30 protein-coding genes and 1 tRNA gene are annotated in these 26472 nt (G+C 53.6%); 19 read left to right on the forward strand and 12 right to left on the reverse strand.

Annotation, left to right across the window (positions count from 1 at the left end; all coding sequences use genetic code 11):
• Positions 1–123: 123 nt before the first annotated feature.
• The 5 genes from K0B01_11645 to wrbA all read right to left on the reverse strand — a co-directional run bounded on the left by K0B01_11645 (position 124) and on the right by wrbA (position 2931).
• Positions 124–300, reverse strand: a complete 177-nt coding sequence (locus K0B01_11645) for a hypothetical protein (protein ID MBW6486791.1) — start codon at positions 298–300, stop codon at positions 124–126.
• Positions 301–343: 43 nt separating this feature from the next.
• On the reverse strand, positions 344–889 hold the full coding sequence (locus K0B01_11650) for a DsbA family protein (protein MBW6486792.1): 546 nt from the start codon (positions 887–889) through the stop codon (positions 344–346).
• A gap of 224 nt (positions 890–1113) precedes the next feature.
• A complete protein-coding gene (locus K0B01_11655; GenBank protein ID MBW6486793.1) occupies positions 1114–1812 on the reverse strand; it encodes a tetratricopeptide repeat protein in 699 nt (232 codons plus the stop codon).
• A gap of 97 nt (positions 1813–1909) precedes the next feature.
• The gene (locus tag K0B01_11660; GenBank protein MBW6486794.1) at positions 1910–2239 is read right to left on the reverse strand and encodes a thioredoxin family protein; all 330 of its coding nucleotides are present in this window, start codon (positions 2237–2239) and stop codon (positions 1910–1912) included.
• A 74-nt stretch (positions 2240–2313) separates the two neighbouring features.
• Positions 2314–2931, reverse strand: a complete 618-nt coding sequence (wrbA, locus tag K0B01_11665) for an NAD(P)H:quinone oxidoreductase (protein MBW6486795.1) — start codon at positions 2929–2931, stop codon at positions 2314–2316.
• Positions 2932–3109: 178 nt separating this feature from the next.
• Here wrbA and K0B01_11670 point away from each other — a divergent pair, with 178 nt between their 5' ends.
• The 3 genes from K0B01_11670 to rpoH all read left to right on the forward strand — a co-directional run bounded on the left by K0B01_11670 (position 3110) and on the right by rpoH (position 4904).
• Entirely contained in the window at positions 3110–3502 is a 393-nt protein-coding gene (locus K0B01_11670) for a DUF134 domain-containing protein (GenBank protein MBW6486796.1), read from the forward strand.
• A gap of 29 nt (positions 3503–3531) precedes the next feature.
• Complete coding sequence (locus K0B01_11675; protein ID MBW6486797.1) at positions 3532–3906, forward strand: NifB/NifX family molybdenum-iron cluster-binding protein; 375 nt, start codon at positions 3532–3534, stop codon at positions 3904–3906.
• Positions 3907–4043: 137 nt separating this feature from the next.
• On the forward strand, positions 4044–4904 hold the full coding sequence (gene rpoH, locus K0B01_11680; GenBank protein MBW6486798.1) for an RNA polymerase sigma factor RpoH: 861 nt from the start codon (positions 4044–4046) through the stop codon (positions 4902–4904).
• Positions 4905–4906: 2 nt separating this feature from the next.
• Here the strand turns inward: rpoH and dnaB are convergent, their stop codons facing one another.
• From dnaB to K0B01_11710, 6 genes are all read right to left on the reverse strand, one after another.
• Positions 4907–6259 carry a replicative DNA helicase gene (gene dnaB / locus K0B01_11685; protein MBW6486799.1) on the reverse strand — a complete coding sequence of 451 codons (1353 nt, stop codon included), beginning with the start codon at positions 6257–6259 and terminating at the stop codon, positions 4907–4909.
• Positions 6260–6294: 35 nt separating this feature from the next.
• Complete coding sequence (gene rplI, locus K0B01_11690; GenBank protein MBW6486800.1) at positions 6295–6741, reverse strand: 50S ribosomal protein L9; 447 nt, start codon at positions 6739–6741, stop codon at positions 6295–6297.
• A 45-nt stretch (positions 6742–6786) separates the two neighbouring features.
• Positions 6787–7749, reverse strand: coding sequence for a YybS family protein (locus tag K0B01_11695; protein ID MBW6486801.1), 963 nt, complete (start codon positions 7747–7749; stop codon positions 6787–6789).
• A 35-nt stretch (positions 7750–7784) separates the two neighbouring features.
• Positions 7785–8060, reverse strand: a complete 276-nt coding sequence (gene rpsR, locus K0B01_11700) for a 30S ribosomal protein S18 (protein ID MBW6486802.1) — start codon at positions 8058–8060, stop codon at positions 7785–7787.
• 2 nt (positions 8061–8062) lie between these two features.
• A complete protein-coding gene (rpsF, locus tag K0B01_11705) occupies positions 8063–8536 on the reverse strand; it encodes a 30S ribosomal protein S6 (protein MBW6486803.1) in 474 nt (157 codons plus the stop codon).
• Between the two features lie 120 nt (positions 8537–8656).
• Positions 8657–8733: transfer RNA gene (locus tag K0B01_11710), tRNA-Arg, on the reverse strand.
• 197 nt (positions 8734–8930) lie between these two features.
• Between K0B01_11710 and K0B01_11715 the strand changes: the two genes are divergently transcribed.
• The 12 genes from K0B01_11715 (at position 8931) to rapZ (ending at position 20267) form a co-directional block, all read left to right on the forward strand.
• Entirely contained in the window at positions 8931–10256 is a 1326-nt protein-coding gene (locus K0B01_11715; GenBank protein MBW6486804.1) for an N-acetylmuramoyl-L-alanine amidase, read from the forward strand.
• 19 nt (positions 10257–10275) lie between these two features.
• Complete coding sequence (gene xerD, locus K0B01_11720; protein MBW6486805.1) at positions 10276–11163, forward strand: site-specific tyrosine recombinase XerD; 888 nt, start codon at positions 10276–10278, stop codon at positions 11161–11163.
• A 26-nt stretch (positions 11164–11189) separates the two neighbouring features.
• Positions 11190–13199, forward strand: coding sequence for a tetratricopeptide repeat protein (locus K0B01_11725; protein ID MBW6486806.1), 2010 nt, complete (start codon positions 11190–11192; stop codon positions 13197–13199).
• An 82-nt stretch (positions 13200–13281) separates the two neighbouring features.
• Positions 13282–14100, forward strand: a complete 819-nt coding sequence (gene kdsA / locus K0B01_11730; protein MBW6486807.1) for a 3-deoxy-8-phosphooctulonate synthase — start codon at positions 13282–13284, stop codon at positions 14098–14100.
• Positions 14101–14219: 119 nt separating this feature from the next.
• Positions 14220–14786 (forward strand): HAD-IIIA family hydrolase, encoded by a 567-nt coding sequence (locus tag K0B01_11735; protein ID MBW6486808.1) that lies wholly within the window; start codon positions 14220–14222, stop codon positions 14784–14786.
• Between the two features lie 128 nt (positions 14787–14914).
• Positions 14915–15466 carry an LPS export ABC transporter periplasmic protein LptC gene (lptC, locus tag K0B01_11740; protein ID MBW6486809.1) on the forward strand — a complete coding sequence of 184 codons (552 nt, stop codon included), beginning with the start codon at positions 14915–14917 and terminating at the stop codon, positions 15464–15466.
• A gap of 15 nt (positions 15467–15481) precedes the next feature.
• Positions 15482–16030: a lipopolysaccharide transport periplasmic protein LptA gene (lptA, locus tag K0B01_11745; protein ID MBW6486810.1), complete on the forward strand. Its 549-nt coding sequence runs from the start codon at positions 15482–15484 to the stop codon at positions 16028–16030.
• Positions 16031–16062: 32 nt separating this feature from the next.
• Positions 16063–16785, forward strand: coding sequence for an LPS export ABC transporter ATP-binding protein (gene lptB, locus K0B01_11750; protein MBW6486811.1), 723 nt, complete (start codon positions 16063–16065; stop codon positions 16783–16785).
• 22 nt (positions 16786–16807) lie between these two features.
• On the forward strand, positions 16808–18274 hold the full coding sequence (gene rpoN / locus K0B01_11755; protein MBW6486812.1) for an RNA polymerase factor sigma-54: 1467 nt from the start codon (positions 16808–16810) through the stop codon (positions 18272–18274).
• Between the two features lie 90 nt (positions 18275–18364).
• The gene (raiA, locus tag K0B01_11760; protein MBW6486813.1) at positions 18365–18904 is read left to right on the forward strand and encodes a ribosome-associated translation inhibitor RaiA; all 540 of its coding nucleotides are present in this window, start codon (positions 18365–18367) and stop codon (positions 18902–18904) included.
• A gap of 19 nt (positions 18905–18923) precedes the next feature.
• Entirely contained in the window at positions 18924–19385 is a 462-nt protein-coding gene (locus K0B01_11765) for a PTS sugar transporter subunit IIA (GenBank protein MBW6486814.1), read from the forward strand.
• Between the two features lie 18 nt (positions 19386–19403).
• On the forward strand, positions 19404–20267 hold the full coding sequence (gene rapZ, locus K0B01_11770; GenBank protein ID MBW6486815.1) for an RNase adapter RapZ: 864 nt from the start codon (positions 19404–19406) through the stop codon (positions 20265–20267).
• Between the two features lie 14 nt (positions 20268–20281).
• Here the strand turns inward: rapZ and K0B01_11775 are convergent, their stop codons facing one another.
• Positions 20282–21607 carry a M23 family metallopeptidase gene (locus K0B01_11775; GenBank protein ID MBW6486816.1) on the reverse strand — a complete coding sequence of 442 codons (1326 nt, stop codon included), beginning with the start codon at positions 21605–21607 and terminating at the stop codon, positions 20282–20284.
• Positions 21608–21773: 166 nt separating this feature from the next.
• On the opposite strand from K0B01_11775, the gene coaBC reads away from it, so the two are divergent.
• The 4 genes from coaBC to K0B01_11795 all read left to right on the forward strand — a co-directional run bounded on the left by coaBC (position 21774) and on the right by K0B01_11795 (position 26017).
• The gene (coaBC, locus tag K0B01_11780) at positions 21774–22982 is read left to right on the forward strand and encodes a bifunctional phosphopantothenoylcysteine decarboxylase/phosphopantothenate--cysteine ligase CoaBC (GenBank protein ID MBW6486817.1); all 1209 of its coding nucleotides are present in this window, start codon (positions 21774–21776) and stop codon (positions 22980–22982) included.
• A gap of 95 nt (positions 22983–23077) precedes the next feature.
• Positions 23078–23845, forward strand: a complete 768-nt coding sequence (locus K0B01_11785; protein MBW6486818.1) for a uracil-DNA glycosylase — start codon at positions 23078–23080, stop codon at positions 23843–23845.
• Positions 23842–25254: a nodulation protein NfeD gene (locus K0B01_11790; GenBank protein MBW6486819.1), complete on the forward strand. Its 1413-nt coding sequence runs from the start codon at positions 23842–23844 to the stop codon at positions 25252–25254. Before K0B01_11785 ends, K0B01_11790 begins: the two co-directional genes overlap by 4 nt.
• A gap of 13 nt (positions 25255–25267) precedes the next feature.
• Positions 25268–26017, forward strand: a complete 750-nt coding sequence (locus tag K0B01_11795) for a slipin family protein (GenBank protein MBW6486820.1) — start codon at positions 25268–25270, stop codon at positions 26015–26017.
• The last annotated feature ends 455 nt before the right edge of the window (positions 26018–26472 follow it).

A 26472-nucleotide genomic window follows, 5' to 3' on the forward strand; every position in this document is an offset into this window, starting at 1 on the left:
GCGGGAAAACGAAGTTTAATGTTCATAATCTGGTTCTAACTGCTTGAAAAACCGTATTCCCGATAGAAGCATTGTGTACATTAAGCTCCGCTTTCGGGAATGACAAATAGTTTTGCAATTGGCTCATCTGTCGCCGCGCACGACGAACGTAAAATCAGTTGGTGAAACCTTCTCGCTTTCTGCCAGGAACTTTTCCCGGGAGCGTTCATAGAGGGTGACAGCGTCGGCATTGGCGGTCCAGACAAAAAACAGCGCGGCGGCAAACATTGCTATATGGGAAAGCTTCTCTATTCTGTACATAAGGCTTTTCCTGAAAATATCAGAGGGGGTGCGCCTCGCTGGATTAGCTCGCTCCCCTTTTTTTAGTCCCGTTTTTCAGGAGAAATTGCTCCAGAACCTCGTATGGTTGAGCCCCGGCCACGGTTTGGCCGTTGAGCTCAAAGGTTGGAACGGAGGAGATTCCCCTTTGCTCAGCCAGCGCCCAGTCGGCATCAACGGACTCCTTGAAGGTTCTCTTTTGCAGTGCTTCTTTGCCTTCATCTGCGGGAAGCCCCGCAGCTTTCACCAGCCCCATCAGGACATCCGGTTTGGCAATATTTTTACCGTCGCCAAAATAGGCGCGAAAAACCGCGTTGTGGTATTCATTTCCTTTTCCTTTGGTATCTGCCCATTTGCCCAATTCTTGGGCGAACCTGCTGTTATAGGTCTTCTTTCTGTCGCCCCAAGGCAAGTCCAACTCCCTTGCTATCTTCTGCAAACGGGCCATTGCTTCGGGAATGTTGATGCCCCTGCCGGCAAATAGCTCTTCCACGGTAAGCCCCTCTTCAGGGGTTTCGGGGTGGAGAGGAAATGCCCTCCATTGGATCTCAATCTGAAAATTCTCTCTCAACTTTTCAATACGCCCGGTACTGAAGTAGCACCAGGGTCAGACATAATCAGAAAATACCTGCAGATAGTTCATAATTATGGGCTCCTTTTTTAGTGTAAGCGTGCTCCCGGATACTCCGTTTTTCCCGAGTTCACAGTCCCCGGCAAGCGCGACCAGTCGGGCTTGCCGAAATCAGCACCTATACGATCGGGCAGACCGACGGCAAAGAAAAAAGCGGAACTCGCTCAGGGGCGGGCTTTTTTCGGAGCGATCGGCGCCCCGGACGGAGGGGCTGCCGCCATCGCGGCCAACTGCTGTTCGATATCGGCACGGTTGGGATAATTCGGGCTGACCGTCAGCAGTTTTTGCCACGCCTTTTTTGCTTCTGCTCTGTTGTTTTTGCCCTGCAGGTAAACCAAGCCGATGTTGTAGAGGGTCTGCGGATGGTTCGGGTCCACCTGGAGCGATTTCTTAAACTCGGCGATCGCCGCGTCAGGCTGGTTGAGGCTCCAATAGCTGGCACCCCGATCCGTGTGGACGTTGACATTATTGGGATCGATTGCCAGCGCCTTGCCGTACCACTCGACTGCCTGCTGGTGCTGTCCCTGATCGTAATAGAGATTGCCAAGCTCAATCAGCGCTTCGAGATTCTTCGGATTCGCCACCAGCAAGGCCCGGAGGCTGGCCTCATTTTGCGCGGCGATTGCCGGATTCTGAGCGGGCGGCTGGTTTGGGGAGGAGGGAGATGTCTGCGCCTGGAAAGGCGCCGAGGAACCGGAGTTGCTTATCGAGCCGGATTGACTGCCGAAGAAATAACCGATGCCTACCCCGATGCAGAGGCAGACGAAGCCGGTCAGAAAGAGACGCGCCGCCATTTCATTCGGAGCGAGTCGCGGCGCTTCTTTCGTTTGCGTTTGGAGCTGCTGTTTGTTCTGCTTGGCCATATCTGAATAAACCTCCCCTGTCCGTAATTTACACAAGACCATCAAAGGGTCTGCGGATGAACAAAATTATCTTCTGTGGACACTGTGCGCTTCCCGGTTAGGGACAGGCGGCGATGAATTCCACCAACTGTTTTTCGGTCAGCCCTACGGCCGCAACTCCATCCAACCGTTTTGCAACCGCCCCGTTCTCAAAGAAAAGCACCGTGGGAACGATCTCCACCGCATATTTCTCCCCGAGAATCTCCTGATCGTCGCGGACAAACAGAAAATTATGACCCGGATCTTCAGCGTGCTTCTCGAAGATGGGCAGGAACTTTCTGCAAAAGGGACACCAAGAGGCATACCAGAGGGCAATTACCCGGTTCCTGGCGGTCAGCATTTTCTCCAGATCCTGCTTTTGCTCGACCCAATTACTGTTATCTTTCATATCAATACAGGCTCCTTTGCTGATAAACTCTTTGCCGATGTATAACCTGTCTTGCCCTCGGCGGGCCCGCAGCTTTAAGGTTTACGGGACAATTTGGAGGCGATCTCGGCCACATGTCTTCCCTGGAAGCGGGCTGCGGCCAGCTCATTTTCCGACGGCATCCGCTCGCCTTTGCCTCCGGCAATGGTGGAGGCGCCATAGGGAGACCCGCCGGTCATTTCGTCGATGCGGGTCTGCCCGGCGAAGGCGTAGGGCAGGCCGACCAAGACCATTCCGTGGTGCAGAAGCGTTATATGAAAACTGAGGATGGTCGATTCCTGACCGCCGTGTTGGGTGGCGCTGCTGACAAAGACGCTGCCGACCTTGCCGACAAGGGCCCCTTGTGCCCAGATTCCCCCGGTCGCATCGAGAAACTGGCGCATCTGGCCGCACATGTTTCCGAAGCGCGTGGGCGTGCCGAAGATGATTGCGTCCGCCTGGGGGAGATCCTCCACCTTGCAGACGGGAACGTGGGCCATGGCTTTTTGGGACTCCAGCGCACCCATTTTTTTCAGAACCTCTTCCGGGAGGGTCTCCGGTACGCGGTACAGATGAACATCAGCTCCGGCAACCTCCGCGGCGCCTTCTTTCATCGCTTCCGCCATGCGGTGGATGTGTCCGTACAAAGAATAATATACGATAAAAACTTTCATGTTGTTGCCTCCTTATGCGTATTGGGAGCCTTCATACACCGGATTTGCGGAAATTACAATCGCCGGGTTTGCTTCTTCGAAGTTTTACCTCAGCGCCATCGCCAATTAGCGTTGTGAAAAACTTTCTGCTTGACTTGTTATGGGCATATGCTTATAAGCCGCGGCGAGGGGTGCGATTATGCCAAGACCGAAGTGTTGCCGACAAATCTTCGCCATGCCCGAAAAAATCAGCTTCAAGCCGGAGGGGGAGAGGGCTGCGCTTTTTGTTGAGGTGTTGTTGAACCTCGACGAATACGAGGCAATCCGCCTGGCCGATCTCGAAGGGCTGTACCAGGCGCAGGCTGCCGCGCGGATGAACATTTCCCGGCAGACCTTTGGCCGGATCATCGAGGCGGCGCACAGGAAAGTCGCAGATGTTCTCGTCAACGGCAAGGTTTTGAAGATTGAGGGAGGTTCCGTCTCCATGCGGGAGGAGAAACCGGACCGGCTGCCGGGCTGCCGGCGCGCACTGGGGCCTGAATGCGGCAAGTGCAGTGAACGGGGTTGCCCGCATTGCGGGGAATATGCATAATATAAAACTGTTTTGAAAAGGAGAAATTTATGGAAAATTCTATGAAAATCGCTGTACCGTCAAGTCAGCATCAGGTGGATGCACACTTTGGCCATTGTGAATACTTTACGGTATTTACCGTTGACGATGTGAAGGGAATCATTTCCGAGGAAACCGTTTCGTCTCCGGCAAATTGCGGCTGTAAATCAAATATTGCCCAGACGCTCGCCGAGGCCGGCGTCAAGATGATTCTGGCCGGAAACATGGGACAGGGCGCCGTGAACGTGCTAAACAGTTGCGGAATCGATGTCTTGAGGGGCTGCTCGGGTGATGTGCAGGCAGTTGCCGAAAGCTGGCTTGCGGGAAGACTCAAGGATTCGGGAATGACCTGCGATCTGCATGAGCACGGTTGCCATGAGGCCTGAAGGCGCTTACCGACAATAATCCGCTGAGTTGCAGGAGCGCGGTATGCCTTGCAGCAGGCGCATTTAGCTTGATATTCAGGGGAAATTGCGTTAGCATGCCCTACTTTTGGACTGATTAAATTACAGGAGGATCAGCTTTGTATGTTCCGGCTGTTACGGGGACCCTTGATGTTTATATTTCGGAAATAAATAGGTTTCCCATCCTGACGGCGGAAGAGGAGTTTGAACTCGCCGTCCGGTTCAAAAAATACAATGATATGCAGGCAGCGGAAAAGCTGGTTGTCTCGAATCTGCGTTTTGTGGTCAAGATTGCCCATGAATACCGGAATTACGGAATGAAACTTCCCGATCTTGTTCAGGAAGGCAACATTGGCCTGATGCATGCGGTAAAGAAGTTCGACCCCTACAAGGGTTACCGTTTGATTTCCTATGCCGTTTGGTGGATACGCGCCTATATACAGAATTATCTCATAAAATCATGGAGCCTGGTAAAAATCGGCACGACCCAGACCCAGCGGAAGCTCTTCTTCAAGCTGGGCCAGGCAAGAAAGACGCTGGAAACCCTCTCCGAGAAGCACGCGGAGTTTTCAGAGATAGCCGAATCGCTGGGAGTCAAGGCAGCGGAGATTGCGGAAATGGAAACAAGGATGGGAAGCCGCGATCTTTCGCTTAACACGGCAGTCAATGACGAGAGTGAGTCCACCCATCTGGATTACCTGACCGATGCGGGCGAGGATCAGGAAACGTCCCTGATCCGGAAAGAGGAGACGTCCATAGTCCAGCGCAACATAGCCGGGGCGCTTGCCAAACTCAATGATAAGGAGAGCTTCATCATCCGCAACCGGGTCATGGCTGATAATCCGCTGACCCTGCAGGAGGTGGGCGATCACTTTCGGGTGACCAGGGAGCGGGCGCGGCAGATAGAAAAGCAGGCGTTGAAAAAGATGGCGCTCGCTATCCCGTATCTGCGGGAGGAGACCAAACTGCTGGAGGCCTGATTTTACTGGCTTGCGACAATCGCCAGGTTTTCAAAACGGGTGTATTTCTCCTGGAAGGCCAGCTTCACGACGCCGGTAGGCCCGTTTCTCTGTTTGCCGATGATTATTTCGGCGATCCCCTTTTCCTGGTTGTCTTCCGATTTGTTGTACACTTCGTCGCGATAGATAAAGGCAATTACATCCGCGTCCTGTTCAATCGCACCGGATTCCCGCAGATCCGCCATCATCGGCCGACGGTTGGTGCGGTCCTCAACTTTTCGGTTTAACTGGGAAAGGGCAATGACCGGCACCGAGAGTTCCTTGGCGAGGGCCTTCAAAGAGCGGCTGATTTCCGAAATTTCCTGTTCGCGGGAATCACGGTAGGCGCTTCCCCGCATCAGCTGCAGATAATCGAGAACAATAAGTCCCAGTCCCGCTTCCGCCTTGAGCCGTCTCGCTTTTGCCTTCATTTCGATGACGGTAATCGCCGGCGTGTCATCTATGTAAATCGGGGCATCGGACAGACGTCCGGCTGCATCTGTCAGTTTCGGCCAGTCCGTTTCTCCGAGAAAGCCCTTGCGCAGACGCTGTGAATCAACGCGGGCCTCGGCGGCGAGCATTCTCATGACAAGCTGCTCCTTCGCCATTTCCAACGAGAAGATTGCCACCGGAACGCCGGTTTCCTGTGCCGCGTATTGGGCGATGTTCAGGGCAAACGCCGTTTTCCCCATGCTGGGCCGACCGGCGATAATGATCAGATCGGACTTCTGCAGGCCGGAAGTGATGTCGTCTAATTTGTCAAACCCGGTGGCTACCCCGGTGATCAGCTCTTTATTGGCATAGAGCTTTTCAATGGTTTGAAAACTGTCTTTCATTATCTCCCGGATCGGGGAAAAAGAGGGGCGTATCTTGTTTTCGGAGATCTCGAAGATGGCGTGTTCCGCCTGATCCAGAATCTGATCGACATCCCCGCCCACGTCGTAGCTGTTGTTGAGGATCTCGGTCGCCGCGCCGATCATGTTGCGCAGAATGCTCTTTTCCTTAACAATCTTGGCATAGTAGGCGATGTTCGCCGCCGAACCGACGTTATCTACCAGCGAAGCCAGGTAGGATACCCCCCCTACCTGGTCAAGCTTTTTCTGGTCCTTCATGATGTTGCTGAGCGTAATCAGATCGGCTGGTTCGTTGCGGTTGTTCAGCTCGAGGATCGAGGTGAAAATCTTGCGGTGGGCGTCGCTGTAGAAGTCGGACTGGGTAAGCACCTCCAGAACCGCATTCAGCGCCTGATTGTCGAGCAGGATTCCCCCCAGAATGGATTGCTCCGCTTCAAGGTTTTGCGGGGGAATCTTGTGCAGGGAAACATCTATGTCTTTCATCGAAAAAGCGCCGGCCTGACTTTGCTGAACATGGTTTATCCTTCCGCAACTACCGCTACTTTTATTTCGGCTGTGGTCCCGCCGCCGACTTTGATGCGGACCGGGAATTCACCCAGCGCCTTGAGCGGATCATCCAAAATTATATTCTTTTTATCGACTTCGATTCCCAAAAGGCCAAGCGCCTCCTGGATGTCCCTGGCGCCGACCGACCCGAACAGTTTTTCCTGCTCGCCCACGCGCCGGGCGATTGTACAGGTTATCGCACCCAGTCTGGCTGCGATCTCTTCGGCCTTTTTCCGGTCTTTTTCAGCCTGAACCATTATCCGTTTCTTTTCGTGTTCAAAGGCCTTGATGTTCCTGCCGTCTGCTTCGGAGGCCAGTCCCTTGGGGATCAGGTAATTGCGGGCATATCCATCGGCAACCTTCACCAGATCGCCGGCTTTTCCGAGAGTGTCGAGCCCCTGATTTAAAATGATCTTCATTTTTTCCTCCTTTGAGGATGGCGACACTTAATGTCGCCATCATAATTATTGGTTATCATCCGTGTGGTTTGCATCTTTTATCCGCTTGCGGAAATCAACCCACAAATCGAAAAGGCCCAGGGCAACAACTATTAACAGCATATACTGCTGGATCAGGAGCAGTCCGTAGAAGAAAAATCGGAACAGCCGCGGGATTTGTTTCTTCCGGAAAAAGAACGCTGTGATGGCCAAACCCTGAAACATATAGATCATGCAGAGAATAATCAGCAGATTCATCCCGAGGATGACAATGCCTTCCCCGGGGAAAAACAGCATTCCCCCGGCGGCGATAAAAATCCAAACCAGCCATTCCGGCGCTTTCCATAAAGTCAGATCTCCGAATTCGGGAAAGGAAAACTTCCTGACCTGCAATAACATTTGTCCCGCCAGCAGATTCGCCCATACCGTAAGCACGCTTCCTGAAAGTCCCAATGCTGGGAAAACACCGGCAAAAAAGCGTGTGATCTGCCCGGTGTTTTCGCGGATCACCTTAATTTGCTCCTGAGAAATATTCAACTGGCTGTAAAGCTCGATGTTTTCTTTTATTAAAACAGCCACATAGCTTTCGATCAGCTTCCAGGGGGCGATGTCGGCCTGCCAGGAGCGCAAGCCGATAAAAGCTGTGCCGCAAAAAAACAAAAACAGGGAAGCCGTCAAAATGGTCTTTTCGAACGAATAATTGCGCTTTATAACCTCTGACAGCAGGAGCCCCGTGATGGCGATCATCAACAGCGTCGGCAGATGAACAGGCTGCTTCAGGAGGTAGAGAATGCCGTACGACGTCAAAAACGAAGCCGCCAGAACCGAAAACCCGCGCAGCCGGCCCAGATGGGAGGCGTAATAGAGAACGGGCAACGGGGTCAGGACGACAACGAGCGGGCCTATAAAAGGAACCAGGGCCACGAAGAGGAAGGTCACGGTAATGATCATCCATCCCTGCAGCAATTCATTGTCAAGGGTTCTTGCCAATATCAAGTTCTGAGCCAGTCTTGTTTCAGCGTTATTTATCCCTCGGAAACGGCAAAAGGAAGCAGGGCGATCGTTCTTGCCCTTTTTATCGCCACGGTAATCTCCCTCTGGTGTTTTGCACAGTTTCCGGTGATCCGGCGCGGCATTATTTTGCCCCGTTCGGTTATAAACTCTCGGAGTGTCTGGGGATCCTTGTATTCAATATTCAGGTTATGGTCCGTACAGAAGCGGCAAAATTTTCTTTTGTGGAAGAACTTCTTCTGAGGGCGCGGTCCCTTTCCCGGCGTTCTTGTTGCAGGTGTAAAAGCCATGATTAATTTTCCTCCTTTGCTTCGGTTGCTGCATCTTCAGGGAGCGTTTCCGCTATCTCCGCGTCCTTTTCCGGCTGATCATTTTCCGGTTGAGGGGCTTCGTCCCTGGAAGGAGGGGTAACCTTGCTTTCATCTGCTTTCCTCTGTTTCAACTCGGCCAGTTCCTTTTCCAGGGCAACGGGATCAATCCCGTCTTCCTTGAGAATGGTCATGAATTTCAGAATCTTGTCGTCAATCTTGAGATTTCTCTCCAGTTCGTTGACAACTGCGCCCTCTCCGGCATACTCGAGCAGGACATAAATGCCCCGGGTCTGTTTCTTTATGGCGTACGCCAGTTTCCGCTTGCCCCAGCAATCACCCTTGATCAGGATGCCTTTCTGTCCGGTCACGATTCCGCTGTACCGGGCAATGAGGGCGGTTTGTTCGTCGTCGCGCAAATCCGCATTGGCGATCAAAATCGTTTCATATTTCCTCAATTTTACTTCCTCCTTTCGGCTCTATAGCCTGCATTCAGGATGCAGGCAAGGAGACACTCTACTTGGTTAACTCCTGAGAGTTTATGCGGCGTCTTTGTCGATGCCGCCCCCTGGCGCTATTGGTGGGCGATGTGGGATTCGAACCCACGACCTCTGGTTCCGGAGACCAGCGCTCTATCCATCTGAGCTAATCGCCCCCTAAAACCTAAACCGGACAAGCGACATTCGGTTTATAACCGGTCTTAAAGATACTTAGCCCATTTTACGTTCCGCTGTCAGCCTTTAAAACGGCGGTATCAATGTCATTAATGGCGGAATTTGTCAATCAAATTTTCCCGTGGGGATTGAATTTCCTTTGTCAAGCTGATAGAAGCAAACCAAGGGAGGGGTACGGATGCTTAGGAAGGGGAGGTTTTTATTTTTTGTGCTGGCAGGGATTCTGGGAGCGACCTTTTCGGCAGACGCTAAAGCCGCAACCGACATCCTGGGCGTTCGCCACTGGGTGGCCCCGGATCACACCCGTTTGGTTATCGATACCAGTCAAGAGGCTGATTTCCGTATTGAAAAGGGTGACCGGCAGATTAAGCTCATTTTTGCAGATGCCGCCCTGCCCGCCGCTCTTGCCGGTTTGAAGGTTTTCAACAAACCGGGGCTGCAGGCCGTTTTCCAGTCCGCTTTTCCCCCGTCCAAGGTAATCATTGAAATACGAATGTTCGAAAATTTGCAGACAAACGTTTTTAAACTGAAAAAATTTCGCGATAAACCGGAGCGGATTGTCGTTGATATTATCCTGCCGGAAGCTGAGCAGAAGGACAAACCTCCACGCGAGGAAATAGGGGACAAAAAAAAGGAGAGGGTGGTGGTGATCGATCCCGGTCATGGGGGGGATGCGCCCGGCGCCGTCGGGAAGGAAGGAACGTATGAAAAGGATGTTGTTTTGGACATTGCGCGTAAACTGCACGATATCATTAATAAAAAAAATGGCTATCGCGCCTTTTTAACCAGAAAGGGCGACTATTATGTGACGTTTAAAAAAAGACTTATGATTGCGAGGGAACATGGCGCTGATCTCTTTTTGAGCATCCACGCGGATGCGGCCAAAAACAGGGCGGCCCGGGGCAGCTCCGTTTATTGCATTGCCGACGGCGCTGCCAGCAGTGAAGCGGCAAAGATTCTGGCCGATAACGAAAACCTGGCGGACGTGATCGGAGGCGTCCCCGCCGGAGAGCAAAGTGATATTTCCGATCCGATCATCCTTGATATGTTCCAGAACCATGTTAAAAATCAGTCCCGAAGTTTCGGGCGTATCTTACTGAGTGACCTGAAGGCGGTAAGCGGCATTAAATTTGAGGACGTTCAGGAAGCGTCCTTCTATGTCCTAAAACTTCCTGAAATTACGTCAGTTTTACTGGAGACCGCTTTTATCTCTAACTTGAAGGAAGAAAAACTGCTGAAAAATGGAGATTTCCAGGAGAAAATAGCGCTCGCGGCGGCCGAGGCGATCGTGAAATTTCTTCCACCGCTTCCGGCAAGCGGAGGAGACCCCGGCGATGCTTCGGCGCCAACCACCGTCTATAAGGTAAAAAGGGGCGATACCTTATATTCGATTGCCGTAAGTCACAAAACAACAACCGAGGCGATAAAGCAACTGAATAATCTTAAGCGGCCCGACCTGCTTTATGTAGGCAGCAAGCTGGTTATTCCCCGGAAGTCAAATTAGTCGCTGCAAGAGATAAATAATGTACAGTCTGATCGACGAGTATCTGAATTTTATGATTGTCGAAAAGGGGGCTTCGCCCAACACGATTGACGGGTACAGCCGTGATCTGCTTCGTTATGCGAAATTCACGACGCAGCGGGAGGGGGGCGGGCTGGGGCCAATCGGTGCGGAAGATGTAGTTGCGTATCTGACTTTTCTTCACGTCTCAGGACTGTCGGCAAATTCGATGAACCGTTCCCTTGCCGCGCTCCGGGGTTTTTACAAATATCTGCTCCGGGAAAAAAAGATTGACCATACCCCCCTGTCCCATATAGAACTCGCCAAAATCTGGACGCGCATCCCGGAGGTTTTAAGCCGTGAGGAGATGGCTTTGCTTCTAACTAAACCGGGCGCTGAAACCCCGGCGGATTTTCGGGATGGGGCGATGCTCGAACTCATGTACGCGACCGGCATCCGGGTTTCGGAGCTGATTGGGCTTACCTTGAACAGCATAAACTGGCATGTCGGGTATCTGGTGGCTTCCGGCAAAGGGGAAAAGGAGCGAATTGTGCCGATCGGCAGAACGGCCTACGACCGGGTGAAAAAATATGTAGAAATTGCCCGGCCGCTGCTGCTCAAAGGCAGCGGCTGCAACCTGCTGTTCCTGAATCGCTTTGGCCGGGGTCTGAGCAGGCAGGGTTTCTGGAAGATCGTCAAGGGGTATGCGGCACGGGCTGGATTGGAGAAAAAGGTTCACCCCCACACCTTTCGCCACTCCTTTGCGTCGCATCTGCTGGAGGGGGGCGCTGATTTACGTTCCGTGCAGCTCATGCTCGGTCATGCCGATATCTCGACCACCCAGATATACACGCACGTGACGCGGGAACGGCTTAAGGAGGTACATCGCCGGTATCATCCCCGGGGGTGAAAAAATGAGAAGGGCAAAAGGCAGCTATGGAATATGAATCGGGCCGGGCGCCGAAAGAAAAAAAGGAAGAAGCAAAAAACAGCAGGATGGGAATGGTCGGTCTGATTGCCTCGCTGTTAGCGGCCTGCTGCATAGCCGCCGCCGGGTATCTGCTGCCGGAGCAGGCAAGGACCGTTGCCGCGGCGTTGGTCCGGACTAAAAACACAATCGCTTTTTTCGTTTTTTCCGGAACGCCGCATTTTTATTCGTTGGTCGTGGAGAAAAACGGGAATGATTACATCCTGAAGGCAGGGGATGTGTTTGAGGTTTCCTACCGGGATCAATTTATCGTTAAAGAGATTGAAACAGACGTCCTTTCCGGTAGGGGATTAGAGGTGGACATCGAGGGAACGGGCGGCAGGGATGATTTCCGCAAGCTTGTGAAGGGTGTGGAACTTGTTGACAAAATAGCGGCGGCAAGGAAAAATGGGGGAACAGAAAAAAGGGGGGGGGAACTGAACTTCAGGGTGTCCTATCAGGGCAATTTGCTTGCGTCCCTTCCGATCCGGGTGGTTGTGACTCCCCAGGATTGGCTCCGTTATGCCCGTGAATCAAAAAATAGCAGGGTTCAGATAGACTACCTGAAGCGGGCAGTCAAGATGACCCCGGAAGATGCGAATGTCCGCCGGATGCTGGGGGCCCTTTATTTCAAGTCAGGCCTGACGGCGGAGGCAATCAGCCAGTACAAAGAGGTTCTGAGGCTGAATCCCGATGACGGAACGGCTCTCACCGGGCTTGCCCAATGCTACCTCAAAATCGGCAGTTATGATGAAGCAATCCGGAGTGGTTTGCGGGCGCTTGCCGTAAACCCGCAGGATGGGCAACTGCTGGCAGATCTTGCCGGGGCCTGGGGGAGCCTCGGAAACTGGGGAAAGGCGATCTCCGCCTACGAAGGGGCGCTGAAACTGCGTCCCGGAAGTCCCGAGGTTCTCTACCGGTTGGGGGAGGCCTATGAAAAGAGCGGCAATCAGCAGATGGCGGCGAAACAGTACCGCCTGGCTCTGGAGAAGGCGCCGCAGGCCGAGCCGGTAGCGGCGTCCCTGAGCGGAATTTTGTTGAAGACCGGAGACTTCGACGGGGCGATCAAATTATACGGGGAGATGTTGAAAAGACAGCCCCGGGACGCCTCCCTTTATGCCAATCTTGGTTTTGCCTGGGGGGCTAAGGGCAATCACCGGGAAGAGATCGCCAATTACCGCAAAGCGGTGGAGTTGAAACCTGCGGATCCGGTAATTCATTTCAATCTGGCGGTCGCTTATGAAAAGGACAAAAAGTTTGCCGAGGCGGGGGCGGAGTATAAAAAGGCGCTGAAACTCAATCCGAACGATTACGAAGCGGCCGAAAGGCTGGCCGACATCCTTTTCATCGAGAAAAAATACCAGGAGGCGGCGGTTCTCTATGAAAAAATTATCCGCAAGAATCCCTCGAAAGCCGCGCTCTATACCCGTCTTGGTTTCTGCTACGCGGAAATGAAAAAGCCCGGCAAGGCCGCGGAAAACTGGGAAAAGGCCCTACGGTATGGGGAGAAGGATCAGCAAATCCAGACTAATCTGGCGAAAATCTATGCGCGGGGAGGCAATGCCGGCAAAGAGAAGGCCCTGTATGAAAAAATGGCAGTCCAGAACCCGACGGAAGAGTCTCTGGCCAAATTATTGGAAATCTACAGCCGGGAGAAAAACTACGAAAAGGCGCTCGGCGTTTACCGGAAGCTGATCAAATTAAAGCCGAAGAAGGCGTCTCTCTATTCCGGCGCCGCTTATCTTTATGGTTTGAAAGGTGACACCGACCGGCAAATAAAGTACTATCGTCTGTCGCTGAAATACGATCCCGAGGATTACGACGCCCATGTAAATTTAGGGGCGGCCTATGAAAAGAAGGGTCTCTTGAACGAAGCGCTGAAGTCGTACACGGCGGCCTACCGTCTGAATCCGGAGGCGCAAACGGCGGCAAGTAATATCCCGCGGATAAGGATCATGATGCTGCGTCAGAAAGAGTAGCAGGAAAATCAGCCGCGTATCGCTAATGCTTAAGGAGGGTGATGTTAATGCAGATTAATAAAGAGGATTGCCGATGAAAAAGATAAATATGGGAGACTTTGAAATAGGCGGCGGGGCGCCGCTGGTTCTTATTGCCGGGCCGTGCGTCATTGAAGACGAAGACAGCGCAATGAGCATCGCCCAAGAGCTGAAGCGGATGGCGGCGAGCTTGGAGATTCCTCTCATTTTTAAGGCTTCGTATGACAAGGCCAACAGAACATCCCATAAATCATACCGTGGACCGGGGTTGAGCCGGGGATTGGAGATATTGGCCAGGGTGCGCAAAGAGCTTGATATCCCGGTTCTTTCCGATGTCCATCGGTTTGAGGAAATTGCCCCGGCGGCGAAGATCCTCGATGTCGTGCAGATCCCGGCATTTTTGTGCCGCCAGACCGATTTCGTGATGGAGATCGCCCGCCAGGCGAAGGTTATTAATATCAAGAAGGGGCAGTTTATCGCCCCTCAGGATGCAATCCATATCGTAGAAAAGGCGGCTGCCGCGGGCAATGAAAACATCATGCTAACCGAAAGGGGCGCTTCTTTCGGGTACAACAACCTCGTCGTTGATTTTCGCTCGCTGCCGGTGCTGCGGAAAACAGGATATCCGGTTATCTTTGACGCCACCCACAGCGTCCAGCTCCCCGGCGCGGCAGGGACGGCCTCGGGGGGCGACCGCGCGATGGTTCCCTATCTGGCTCGGGCGGCAGTGGCGGCAGGCGTCGATGGCCTGTTTTTTGAGGTTCATCCGGACCCGAAGCGGGCTCTGAGCGATGGTCCCAATTCGCTGGCCTTGGACAGCCTGCCGGCGCTGTTGGCGACGCTTTTGAAAATTGATGCGGTCGTCCGTCCGGGGTTGGGCTGAACCAGGAGGCGACGAAGCTCGTCCCGTAAGAAAAGCGCCGGCGCGGATAGGGACGATATCGCGGAAAAGGGCGGCTGGTTTTAGAGGAATTTGCAGGAGAGAGGAATGGGTTCAGGCAGATGACGATGGGGATAACGGACGAGAAACTTCTCAACAAGCTGCGGCGCGTGAAGCTTTTTATTTCCGATGTGGACGGGGTCCTGACCGATGGCACGATAGTCGTCAACGATGAGGGGCTGGAAAGCAAACAGTTTAATGTCCGGGATGGCCACGGGCTGAAATTGCTTCTCCGCTACGGGATAGATGTTGTTTTGGTAACCGGCAGGCAATCCCGGGCGGTTGAATGGCGCGCAACAGATCTCGGGATCACCGAGGTTCATCAGGGAATCCGGGACAAGGGCAAAATTTTTGAGGAAATAATCAAGAGGCGCAATGTGCCTCCCGACGAAACAGCCTGCATCGGGGATGACATTGTCGATATTCCCATCATGAGAAAGGCGGGCCTTTCCATTGCCGTTTTCGATGCAGTCCGTGAGGTGCGGGAAGATGCCGATTATGTTACAACGAACCCCGGGGGGCGGGGGGCTGTCCGGGAGGTGTGCGAGATGATTCTGAAGGCGCAAGGCCTTTGGGGCGATATTGTCGCCCGTTACGGCTTGGACAACGAGCGGGCGGAAACGGTTTAGTCTTTACATCTGTGACCCCGGATGGTAGAATCACCCCGAAGCTGATGCAGCGGTTATTGATCCCGAGGCTGGATAAAACGGTTTAGCGCGCCGAATGCCGAGCGCTGATTGCTGAGCGCCTGTTGACTATGAATGCCAGAAAAAAGACCCTCCTCGCAATTGTTCTGCTGATTTTGATCCTGTCGGTAGCGTCTGTCTTAATCGGCGTGGGGAAGGCGCCCCGGAAGGCGCTCCTTGAGAAAATGGCCGACAAGGTGGATCTGCAGGCCAAAAGCGTTCGCTATACACAGGTCGGCAGCTCCGGCATGAAATGGGAAATAACGGCGGACTCGGCTTTGTATCGCAAACAGGGAGACCTTGCCCTCTTTGAGAAAATCAGGGCCCGGGTAGTAATGAAAGACGGCCGCATCATCACGATGAGCGGCGACAAGGGGCGTCTGAATACCCTCTCAAAGGATTTGAGTTTGGAAGGGAACGTCGTATTGGTTTCGGATAGCGGTGATCGTTTCCAGACCGGACGGTTGAACTATCGGGATAACCTCAAAAGGATCGAGACCGACCAGCCGGTCGTCATGGAGACCCGCAATATAAGGATAAACGGAGTGGGGATGCTTTTTAACCTGAAGGAAGAAAAGGTTACTATCCTGTCGCAAGTGCGGGCCAAGTCTTTGGCGAGATAGCAGGGAAAGGGGAAAATGGCGATAAAGATTATAAAAAGAGCTGCGGGGTTGGGAATTTTATTGGCGCTGATCGGCAGTCCGGCGGGGTTATGGGGCGAGGCAAAGACGAGAGTCGAGATCAACAGGGATCAACCGCTGCAGGTTGACGCCGATCGCCTGGAGGCATACAATGATAAACGGACGGTTGTGTTTTCCGGAAATGTCGTTGCTGCCCAGGGAGGGCGGACGATCCATGCCGAGCGCCTGACGGTTTATTATAAAGACGATAAAAAAACGTCCGGACAACCCTCCTCCGCCCTCAAGGATTCGGGCAGTGTAGAAAAAATAGAGGCGCAAGGGAAGGTGACTGTAAGCGAGAGCGGACGGGTAGCCACGGGCAATGCCGCCGTCTTCGATCAGGTCGCCCAGAAGATCACGATGACCGGCGATGCTGTTCTGAAAGAGGGGAAAAATATAATAAAGGGGGATAAGGTCGTTATCTTTCTTGAAGAGAACAGGGGTGTTGTCGAAGGCGGGCAAAACGGGCGCGTGTCGGCAACGATCTATCCCGGCGAGAAAAAATGATGGTGGCTGAGTGCCTTCTTTAAGGAATATGCATGGGAAAACTTGCGGCAACAGGTCTTGTAAAAATATACAACAAAAGAAAGGTGGTAGATGGGGTCGATCTGGAGGTAGGCCCCGGCGAGGTTGTCGGCCTCCTGGGTCCCAACGGCGCCGGCAAGACAACGACTTTTTACATGATAGTCGGCCTGATAAAACCGGATGGGGGTTCTATTTTTCTCGATGGCAGCGACATCAGCGACAGCCCGATGTATGCAAGGGCCAGAAATGGGTTGAATTATCTGCCGCAGGAGCCGTCCATCTTCCGTAAGCTGACGGTGCGGGACAACATCCTGGCGATAATAGAAACCCTGTCGCTTGCCCCGGACGAAAGACAGGAGCGCTTGCGCATCCTTCTGGCCGAACTTGATCTGACGCAACTGGCCGACAACATGGCCTATTCCCTGTCAGGCGGCGAGCGTCGCCGGGTGGAGATTACAAGGGCGCTGGTGACCTCGCCCAAATATATCCTGTTCGACGAACCCTTTGCGGGCATCGATCCGCTGGCCGTTGCCGACATCGTAAAAATCATCAAGCGACTCCGGGACAAGGGAATCGGGATCGTCATTTCCGATCACAATGTGCGGGAGACCCTTTCTGTCTGTGATCGCGCTTATATAGTAAATGAGGGGAAGATACTCGTGGAGGGCGCCCCTGATTTTATCGCCGCCTCCGAGATTGCCCGGAAGTTATATCTCGGCGCCGACTTTAGATTCTAAAAAGAAAGAACTTGGATAGAAAATGGCCTTTGAACTGAGACAGAATTTAAAATTGGCCCAGCAACTGATCATGACCCCGCAGTTGCAACAGGCAATAAAACTGTTGCAAATGTCGCGGCTGGATTTGGTCGATGCCGTCAATCAGGAGATGGAGGAAAATCCGCTCCTTGAAGAGATTGTTTCGGATGAGATGCCCGAAGTAGAGGCGAAGATCGAACAGGCCAATGGTGAAGACGCGCCTTCGGAAGGGGCGGCGGTTGTCAGGAGTCAGGAGGAGCTGACGGGGGAAGGGGACGGTCGGGAGGAATTTGACTGGGATGGATATCTCGAAGATTATGCGCCGTCCGGAGCCTCTTCGGTCAGCCGCAATGAAGACAGCGCCCCCCTCTGGGAAACAACTGTTGCCGGAAAAACATCACTGACTGACCATCTGATGTGGCAACTGATGCTGTCGCAATTTACCGGGGAAGAACGGCGCACGGGAGAACAGATTATCGGCAATATCGATGAAAAAGGTTATCTGGCTGCCAGTCTGGAAGAAATCGCCGCTGGCGCGAAAACTACCCCGGTCCTTGTCGAAGCGGTACTCAAGAAGGTCCAGGAATTTGATCCGCCCGGGATCGCCGCCCGCGATTTGAGTGAATGTCTCTTGCTCCAGGCGAGACTGGCGGGGGAGGCCCGTTTTCTTGTAGAGCAAATTATTCTTCATCATCTCGATGACCTGAAAACGAGAAATTACGACCACATAGCGAAAAAGTTGAGGGAGTCGAGCGAGAATGTGAACGCGGCGGTAAAGATAATCACCAATATGGATCCCCACCCCGGAAGCGGGTATAACGAGGAACGCATAGAGGCTATCGTGCCGGACGTTTATGTTATTAAAAGCGGGGATGGCTACAAAGTCCTGCTCAACGATGAGGGAGTGCCGCGATTGCGGATCAGCAATTACTATCGGGAGATAACCGGCGGCGCGAAAGGTGAAACAAAGCAGGATAACGGAAGAAGGTATATAAAGGAGCGAATGCAGTCGGCAAGCTGGCTGATCAAGAGCATTCAGCAGCGGCAGCGGACGATTCGCCGGGTCGCGGAAAGCATCGTGCGTTTTCAGCGGGATTTTTTCGATCGGGGTATTGACGCGTTGAAACCTCTGATACTCCGGGATGTCGCCGATGAGCTGGAAATGCACGAATCAACGATAAGCCGGGTTGTTACAAACAAATATATGCACTCTCCCCGGGGGATGTTTGAATTGAGGTTTTTTTTCGGCAGCGGCATTCACAAGGCCGGGTGCGATGATATCTCTTCCAAAAGCGTCCAGGAGGAGATAAAAAAAATGATCGCAGCGGAAGACCCCCGCAAACCGCTGAGCGATGAGAAAATTGCCGGCTTTCTGGAGGCTTCCGGTCTGACGATAGCGCGCCGAACGATTGCAAAATATCGCGACATCATGGGAATTCTGCCATCGTCAATGAGAAAGAAGTATCAGTGAAAAGGTTATGACGAGAAAGGGGGGCGGCGCCTCTTTTTTCGTTTCCCGCTGGTAAATTTGCAGGTAAATAACAGACAGGAGGATTGGATCATGAAGATTTCTGTTACATTCAGGAATACGGATGAGGCGGAAGATTGGCAACGGGGTTATGCGGAAGAGAAACTGAAAAGGCTGAAGAAGTATATCGATGATCCGGTCGATGCCCGTGTCATACTGTCGGTGGAGAAATTCCGGAATACAGCGGAGATAAATCTGTCGTCCAATGGGTTGAGCGTTAACGGCAAGGAAGAGGAAAAGGATATGCATATGGCGATTGACAACGCCATAGAAAAGATCGAGCGGCAGTTGAAGAAACACAAGGAGCGGATCCGCGACCTGAAAACCAACGCCGCCCGGAGCGGCGAGCCGGGGTTTGAGGCGCCGCTGGAAGAGATTGAGGAAACGCCTGATTTCAAACTGGTTGAGACTCGCCAGATCGTGTTGGAGCCCATGTCTATCGATGATGCTGTTCTGAAAATGGAAACGACAAAAAACCATTTCCTGGTTTATCGTGATTCGCTGACGGAAAACGTCAACGTAATTTATCGACGCGAAGACGGTAAATTTGTGCTGCTGGAAACAAGTCGTTAAGCTTAAAGGATAGTCAGGCATGAAAATAACCGAGATGCTCAAACGAGAGTTTGTTTTGGAAGAACTCAAGGGGACAAATAAGGAAGAGGTGCTGGCGGAGCTATCCGGGGTGTTTAAAAAAGTGGGTTTGGTCATGGATCCCGGAGAAATGCTCAAGATCCTGCTTGCCCGGGAGAGTTTGGGAAGCACGGGAATCGGCGACGGCGTTGCCATCCCCCATGGGAAAATGGCCGGTCTGAAGGAGATGGTTGTTTCCTTCGGCCGGAGCCGGGAGGGGATTGATTTTGAGGCAATGGACCACAGCCCTGTTCACCTCTTTTTTCTGCTGATGGCACCGGAAAATTCCGCCGGTCTGCACCTCAAGGTGCTGGCCAAGATATCGAGGATGCTCAAGGATTCTGCTTTCAGAAAGAGGCTGATGGAGGCGAAACTGCATGATGACTTGTTTGCGGTTATCTCCGAAAAGGATGATGAGCCCTGAATCGGTGAGGATTTAATTATGCAATCGATGCAGGTTGTTATAATAACCGGGTTGTCAGGCTCCGGTAAGAGCACCGCGATCAGGGCTCTGGAGGATATCGGTTTTTTCTGCGTCGATAACCTGCCGGTTATTCTGCTCCCGGAGTTTCTTGCCATTCAGTCGGCGCCCGCCAAGGGGGTGTCGCAGGTTGCCATGGTCATGGACCTCCGGGAAAATGAGTTTCTGGAAAAATACCCGCAGATTTTTGTGCAACTTAAGGAAAAAGGGTATCGCATCGAGATTATCTTTCTGGATGCCTCGGACGAAACTATTTTGCACCGCTTCAGCGAGACCCGGAGGGTTCACCCCCTTGCCCCCCGGGGTTCCATTCTGGATGGCATTCGTCTCGAGAAGGAGAAACTCGCCCCGCTGAAAAAGATGGCCGATAAGGTCATCGACACCTCTTCCTGCAATGTCCACCAGCTCAAGGATATCATCCAGCGGCACTTTCTCTCGGCAGCAACGAAAAGCATGGTTATCCAGGTAGTTTCGTTCGGCTATCGCTATGGCCTTCCGGTGGACGCCGACATGATTCTGGATGTGCGTTTTCTGCCCAATCCCCATTTTGTCGCTGAGCTTCGCCCTTTTGACGGCCATGACGCCCGCGTCCGCGACTATGTCCTGGAGTCGGAAGACGGTCGGGATTTTACCTCCAAATTGCTTGATTTTATGGATTTCCTTATCCCCATGTACGAACAGGAAGGCAAATCCCGGTTCACGATCGCCGTTGGCTGCACCGGGGGCCACCACCGTTCCGTGGTTATTGCCAATCTGCTGGGCACCCATTTTTCGAGGAAGGATTATTTTGTAAACATAACCCACCGCGATATCGGGAAGTCGTAAAAGTTTCCGCGGGGCTATTGTCCCAATTTCTTCGTTATATTATCGGCTATCCAGTGCGGATCCCACCATTCCACAGGATCAACAAACTGGCCGTTGATGGCGACTCCGAAATGGAGATGATCCCCGCCGGCAAGCCCGGTCATCCCGGAGACTCCGATCGCCTCGCCCCTTTTTACCGTCTGTTCGGGCTTGACGAGGATGGAGCTCATGTGGGAGTAAAGCGTTGAAAGCCCCATCCCATGGTCGATGATTACCGAATTCCCATAGATTCCGATCGCGCCGGCGAAGCGGACAATGCCGTCATTGGCCGCCTGGATCGAGGCATGGGCCAGCGAGGCGAGATCGACGCCGTTGTGAATGCTCTCACTGATCGGCTGCCCGTTATAAAAATAGGTGCGGCGGTCGCCGAAGAAGGCCCTCGGCGCGGCGCCCTTCATCCGGAGAAAGGGGCCGTTCCAAAGCGGCCGTCCGTCCGTTTTTTCGCCCGCGGCCTGGATTGTCTTCAGATTGGCAACTCTGGTTGCAGTATTGATGATTGTAAAGGTTTCCAATGGTGTTTTCCCCCGCAGCTCCGGCTGCGAGGTCTGAAATTCCGGCATCTTGCGATTGAGAAAGTCATCGCTCAGGATTATCTTGTCGCTGTGGAATTTCTTTTTCTTGATCAGGACGGGGATCGTGTTCAGCGTCTCGTTGCCGGCGTTATCAACGGCCAGGGCAGCTATTTGCCAGGCGCCGCCCCCGGGGGGAGTTTCATCTGGCAGGGCAAAATACGCCACGTACGCCTCTTTCCCGGCCAGAGTAGTTTTGTATGCCGGATAGAAAATGCCCCCCGCCTGAACGCCGGTTCGTAAAACAGGTTCGGAAAGGTTGTAGGAAACGACCCCGGCGCCGCCGATGTTGACATGGTTCTGCGCGGTCTGGAGATATATCTGGGGGGGCAGGAGGTCTATCTGTGTTGGAGTTGCGATCTCGGTGCTGTTCTTCCATATAGAACGGTCGCTTGCGGATGCTTTTATTACAGCGGGGCCGTCATGCAGCTTCAGCGCCGCCGTATCGATGGTCAGGGCAACTGTTTTAGTTGCGGTGTTTTTATCCGGGTAGTCAATCGTTGAGAGAACGTGGGGGATGTTGTCCTGGGTGATGGATATCTCCGTATGGCGAAGCCCCTGTCCCTTGTCCGAGAAAACGACGCTGATTGTCTTTTGTCTGCCGATAAACCCCGCCTCGGCGCCAATTTTAACAGCAGGCTTGCCTTTTTCGCCAATAGTTCCGAAGAACCACCAGGCGCCGACGGCATGCAGCAGCACCAAAGTGGCAATATACAATAATTTCCTCTTCATTCTCTCCCCCTCCTTAAATATTACGTCGGCCTATAGCGTTTTTCAGAGGGGATTGCAAGATCGGGAGCGGAAATATGTATTTCTTGATATTGTTTGAGATCATTGTTATAAGTCTTGCCTACCCTAAAAAACCGGGCAGACCACGAACTGGGGGGACTCCACAAAAATGCTGAAGGAAAGAAAAATAGTGCTTTGTGTAACCGGGGGCATTGCCGCCTACAAGGCCGCCGAGCTGCTCCGGGAATTTGTCCGGCGCGGGGCGGATGTCCGGGTCGTCATGACCGAAAGCGCCTGCAAACTCGTTGCCCCGCTTACCTTTGAGACACTGTCGGGCCATCCTGTTGCCACCGGTCTCTTCAGCCTTAACGTTCAGGGCGAGATACCCCATATCGCCCTGGCCGCGTTTGCCGATCTCCTTGTTGTCGCTCCGGCAACGGCGAACATCATCGGCAAGGCAGCGGCGGGAATTGCCGATGACCTTGTCAGTACGATTATTCTCGCCACGACGAAGCCGGTTTTATTCTGCCCGGCCATGAACGTAAACATGTATGAAAACACCGTTGTTCAGAAAAACCTGGCCGAGCTGGCCGCGCGCGGCTATTTGATCATGGCCCCCGGAGACGGAGAACTTGCCTGCCGCACAGAGGGGCGGGGGCGTCTGCCCGAACCTGCAGCTATTGCCGAAGAGGTGGAGTATCTGCTGGCCGAAAAGGATCTGCGGAAAGAGCTGATTATTGTAACCGCCGGGCCGACGCAGGAGCCGCTGGATCCGGTCAGGTTTATCAGCAACTACTCCTCCGGCAAGATGGGATATGCGCTGGCTGTCGCGGCCAGGCGCCGCGGTGCGAAGGTGATCCTGATCAGCGGCCCGGTTGCACTGTCCCCGCCCGCGGAGGTGGATTTTGTCCCGGTAAAGACGGCCCGCGAGATGTACGATGCCGTCCTGTCAGCTTTTCCGGCTGCAACGGTCGTCATCAAGGCCGCTGCGGTTGCCGATTACCGTCCCGCCGTCTGCGCAGAATCCAAGATCAAAAAGAAGGAGGGCCCGATGACCCTCCGGCTGGAGCGCAATCCCGATATCATAGCGGAAATAGCCCGGAAAAAGGGTAACCGGATTGTTGTCGGCTTCTCGATGGAGTCGGACCATCTGCTGGAACACGCCCGCAAAAAGCTTTTTGACAAGGGGATGGATTTTATCGTGGCCAACGATGTGACCGAGGCGGGCGCCGGTTTCGGGGGCGATACGAATATTGTCCGGATTCTTGACCGGGCAGGCGGCATGGAGGAGTTGCCGCTTTTGAGTAAACTCGAGGTGGCCGGCGTCATCCTCGACCGGGTGAAAAAAATGCGGGAGCAGCTCCCCCTTGCAGGATGAAAAAATATTCACGGACCATTGGTTCAGGCAATAAAGGTTTGCAGATCCGGTAATCAGCAGAACAGACCGCTGTCTTTCGGGAAAGGGGCTTTAACGTGGGTGATGATAGGGAAGAGCGTGAGGAGTTGCGCCTGCTGGTCAGTTCCCTGAAAGAGCGGGTGCTTACCGACAGGGAACTGGGGAGACCTCTTTCTTATGTTGTTCCCGGGAAAAGCGCCCTGGCAAGTGAAGGCCGGTCTTTGCCGGTTTCCGAAGCGCCGCTCGGACAACGCCGGACAGATGAGATTGCCGGCGGGCAGAAAACGGCGCTGGAGGCGGCAAGGGAGCAGCTTGGCGATTGCCGTCGCTGCCGGCTTGCCGAAAGCCGCAGCAATATCGTCTTTGGCGAGGGCAATCCCCACGCGGCGCTGGTTTTTGTCGGCGAGGCGCCGGGCGGGGACGAAGATCTCCAGGGGAAACCCTTTGTCGGTCGGGCCGGGCAGCTTTTGACCAAGATCATCATTGCGATGGGACTGGAGCGCCGGGATGTTTACATCTGCAATATCCTGAAATGCCGCCCCCCGGGGAACCGCAATCCGCTTCCGGAAGAGATCGTTTCCTGCGAGCCGTTTCTTATCAGCCAGTTGGAAGCGATCAAGCCGCGGGCGATCTGTGCCTTGGGCAGTTTTGCGGCGCGTACGCTGTTGAAATCGGAGACCCCGATTACGCTGTTGCGAGGTCATTTTCATGACTACCAGGGGATACCGCTGATGCCCACCTATCACCCGGCCTATCTGCTCAGAAATCCGGGGGCCAAGAAACAGGTTTGGGAAGATGTCCAGAAGATCATGGAGTTATTGCGACCGAGGGATGCGACGGTATGAAGAATAAGGGTGGTTTCACTTGGGGAAGCAGGCGGGAGTGCAGTGCGACAAAGGCCGTGGGGCCCAAAGCACGCGTGGGAATTTTTGCCGGCGGCGAGTGCGCAGCGCGGAAGATGAGGCTGGCCTGGCTGGCAGCGCTGCTTTTGTTTTTCTGTGTTGCCGCCCCCTCGTCGGGAGAAGCGCAAAAGGCGCCGGTCTTTGAGCTGATTTCCATTGAGGCGGCGATTACCCCCTCGATTGCCGAGTATATAGAAAAAAACATTGCGGAAGCGGCCAAGGGCGACGCCGCGGGGATAATCATCCGGATTGACACTCCGGGTGGCCTGGACACGGCGATGCGGGATATTGCCAAGGCGATTCTTAACGCCCCGCTGCCGGTTATTGTGTATGTCGCCCCTTCCGGCGCCCGGGCAGCCTCCGCCGGGCTGATCATTGTTTCCGCGGCCCATGTCGCGGCTATGGCGCCGGGCACCAACATCGGCGCAGCCCACCCGGTCGGCATCGGCATCGGTGGGACAGCGGACAAGACGATGAGCATGAAGGTGGAAAATGATGCCGTCGCTTACGTTCAGGGGATCGCCAAAAAAAGGGGCCGCAATGAGGCGTGGGTGGAAGAGGCGGTTCGCAAAAGCGCATCGATAACCGCTGAAGAGGCGCTGCGTCTGAATGTGATCGACCTCATGGCGACTGACAACGATTCCCTCTTGCGGCAAATCGAGGGCAGGCAGGTTGACGTAAACGGCGTCAAACGGGTTATCGCGACGGCGGGCGCCGTTGTCCATGAAAAGACAATGGAAACCAGAGACAGGATTCTCTCCGCGCTCAGCAATCCCAATATCGCCTACATCCTGTTTTTGGTGGGACTGGCCGGTCTTTACTTCGAGTTTTCCACCCCCGGAGCCATTCTGCCCGGCGTGATCGGCGGCATATCGCTGATCCTGGCGTTATTTGCGATGCAGACCCTGTCGATAAATTATGCGGGGGTCGCGCTGATAATCTTTGCCATCATTCTGTTTATCGCGGAAATCAAGATTATAAGTCACGGGATACTTTCTATAGGAGGGGTTGTGTCGCTGTTAATCGGCTCGCTGATGCTCTTCAATACAGCCGGTTCTTCGCTCCGGGTTTCCTGGAGCGTGCTGATTCCTGCCGTTGCCATAACGTCGCTCTTTTTCGTTGTCATCGTCGGGATCGCGATGAAGGCGCAATTGCGGCCCCGGCAGGGGGGCAGAGAGGGGATGACCGGACAGGAAGGGGTGGCGATAGGCGATGTCCTTACCGAGGGAAAAGTTATTGTCGGCGGTGAATACTGGGATGCAGTCAGCAATGTTCCTATTGCCGGCGGCAGCCCGATACGAGTCGTTGGTGTGGAGAATCTGAAGCTCAAGGTCGAACCAACAGAAAAATAAAGGGGAGGGTTTTATGTACACATTGGTCGTATTGATAGTTCTGGTTGTGATGTTTCTCGCGTCGGCGATCCGGGTGCTCAACGAATATGAAAGGGGCGTTATCTTCCGGCTCGGGCGGATCATCGCCACGAAGGGGCCGGGGTTGATCATCCTCATTCCCGTTATCGACAAGATGGTCAGGATTGATCTGCGGACGATCACGATGGAAGTTCAGCCGCAGGACGTCATCACTCATGACAACGTCTCCATCAAGGTGAACGCCGTTATCTATTTCCGGGTAATCGATCCCAACTCCGCGGTGATCAATATCGAAAATTATTTTGCGGCCACGTCCCAGCTTTCCCAGACGACGCTCAGAAGCGTCTGTGGCCAGATGGAACTCGATGAAATCCTCTCCGAACGGGAGAAGGTGAACCTCCAGATCCAGGAGATACTCGATCGCAGCACCGGTCCCTGGGGGATCAAGGTGTCTCATGTGGAGGTAAAGCAGATCGACCTTCCTGAGGAGATGAAACGGGCGATCGCCAAACAGGCCGAAGCGGAACGGGAGCGGCGGGCGAAGGTGATTAACGCGGAAGGCGAATTCCAGGCCGCGCAGAAACTGGTCGAGGCGGCGGCGCTGATGGAAACACAGCCGATGTCGCTGCAGCTTCGTTATCTGCAGACCTTGAACCAGATTGCCGCGGAGAACAATTCAACGACGGTCTTCCCGATCCCGATCGATCTGTTCAGGCCTTTTTTGAAGTTGGCCGAGAAGGCTTGATCTTATATTATTTTCCCCCTTTCCCCCCACCAACAGGGGGGAAGGGGACTATCGCCTGAATAACCTGCGTCCTCAGCGCCGCAGGGTCGCCTCAGGCCGGCGCCTCTTCCCGGCTGTCCCCGGCTTTGCCCTTTACGTACGTTTTATACTCCCTCAGAAGAACATGTCGGTACTCTTTACGGCCGTGGTCCGAAGAAGGGATATAGCTTTTTGCGTCTTCCATCCTGGCGATAATCTCCGCGGCAGTCTTCTCGTTTTATTATCGTTTCGGTCAGGCGGACAAGGTGCGCTCATCCGCGTCGGCCTCCCTTACCCCAAATTAATATTTTTAGAGGCAATTGCAAAACTCTCACATTCTGTCATTCCCGCAATGATTTTAAGCGGGAAAACGAAGTTTAATGTTCATAATCTGGTTCTAACTGCTTGAAAAACCGTATTCCCGATAGAAGCATTGT

It is taken from the genome of Syntrophobacterales bacterium, assembly GCA_019429105.1.
Taxonomy (GTDB): domain Bacteria; phylum Desulfobacterota; class Syntrophia; order Syntrophales; family UBA5619; genus DYTH01.

What these genes read in the sequence shown, in the direction of transcription:
- K0B01_11645 (MBW6486791.1), bottom strand. Translation starts at nt 300, where the DNA reads ATGTACAGAATAGAGAAGCTTTCCCATATAGCAATGTTTGCCGCCGCG.
- K0B01_11655 (MBW6486793.1), bottom strand. Translation starts at nt 1,812, where the DNA reads ATGGCCAAGCAGAACAAACAGCAGCTCCAAACGCAAACGAAAGAAGCG.
- K0B01_11660 (MBW6486794.1), bottom strand. Translation starts at nt 2,239, where the DNA reads ATGAAAGATAACAGTAATTGGGTCGAGCAAAAGCAGGATCTGGAGAAA.
- wrbA (MBW6486795.1), bottom strand. Translation starts at nt 2,931, where the DNA reads ATGAAAGTTTTTATCGTATATTATTCTTTGTACGGACACATCCACCGC.
- K0B01_11670 (MBW6486796.1), top strand. Translation starts at nt 3,110, where the DNA reads ATGCCAAGACCGAAGTGTTGCCGACAAATCTTCGCCATGCCCGAAAAA.
- K0B01_11675 (MBW6486797.1), top strand. Translation starts at nt 3,532, where the DNA reads ATGGAAAATTCTATGAAAATCGCTGTACCGTCAAGTCAGCATCAGGTG.
- dnaB (MBW6486799.1), bottom strand. Translation starts at nt 6,259, where the DNA reads ATGAAAGACATAGATGTTTCCCTGCACAAGATTCCCCCGCAAAACCTT.
- rplI (MBW6486800.1), bottom strand. Translation starts at nt 6,741, where the DNA reads ATGAAGATCATTTTAAATCAGGGGCTCGACACTCTCGGAAAAGCCGGC.
- rpsR (MBW6486802.1), bottom strand. Translation starts at nt 8,060, where the DNA reads ATGGCTTTTACACCTGCAACAAGAACGCCGGGAAAGGGACCGCGCCCT.
- K0B01_11715 (MBW6486804.1), top strand. Translation starts at nt 8,931, where the DNA reads ATGCTTAGGAAGGGGAGGTTTTTATTTTTTGTGCTGGCAGGGATTCTG.
- xerD (MBW6486805.1), top strand. Translation starts at nt 10,276, where the DNA reads ATGTACAGTCTGATCGACGAGTATCTGAATTTTATGATTGTCGAAAAG.
- K0B01_11725 (MBW6486806.1), top strand. Translation starts at nt 11,190, where the DNA reads ATGGAATATGAATCGGGCCGGGCGCCGAAAGAAAAAAAGGAAGAAGCA.
- K0B01_11735 (MBW6486808.1), top strand. Translation starts at nt 14,220, where the DNA reads ATGACGATGGGGATAACGGACGAGAAACTTCTCAACAAGCTGCGGCGC.
- lptC (MBW6486809.1), top strand. Translation starts at nt 14,915, where the DNA reads ATGAATGCCAGAAAAAAGACCCTCCTCGCAATTGTTCTGCTGATTTTG.
- lptA (MBW6486810.1), top strand. Translation starts at nt 15,482, where the DNA reads ATGGCGATAAAGATTATAAAAAGAGCTGCGGGGTTGGGAATTTTATTG.
- lptB (MBW6486811.1), top strand. Translation starts at nt 16,063, where the DNA reads ATGGGAAAACTTGCGGCAACAGGTCTTGTAAAAATATACAACAAAAGA.
- rpoN (MBW6486812.1), top strand. Translation starts at nt 16,808, where the DNA reads ATGGCCTTTGAACTGAGACAGAATTTAAAATTGGCCCAGCAACTGATC.
- raiA (MBW6486813.1), top strand. Translation starts at nt 18,365, where the DNA reads ATGAAGATTTCTGTTACATTCAGGAATACGGATGAGGCGGAAGATTGG.
- K0B01_11765 (MBW6486814.1), top strand. Translation starts at nt 18,924, where the DNA reads ATGAAAATAACCGAGATGCTCAAACGAGAGTTTGTTTTGGAAGAACTC.
- rapZ (MBW6486815.1), top strand. Translation starts at nt 19,404, where the DNA reads ATGCAATCGATGCAGGTTGTTATAATAACCGGGTTGTCAGGCTCCGGT.
- K0B01_11775 (MBW6486816.1), bottom strand. Translation starts at nt 21,607, where the DNA reads ATGAAGAGGAAATTATTGTATATTGCCACTTTGGTGCTGCTGCATGCC.
- coaBC (MBW6486817.1), top strand. Translation starts at nt 21,774, where the DNA reads ATGCTGAAGGAAAGAAAAATAGTGCTTTGTGTAACCGGGGGCATTGCC.
- K0B01_11790 (MBW6486819.1), top strand. Translation starts at nt 23,842, where the DNA reads ATGAAGAATAAGGGTGGTTTCACTTGGGGAAGCAGGCGGGAGTGCAGT.
- K0B01_11795 (MBW6486820.1), top strand. Translation starts at nt 25,268, where the DNA reads ATGTACACATTGGTCGTATTGATAGTTCTGGTTGTGATGTTTCTCGCG.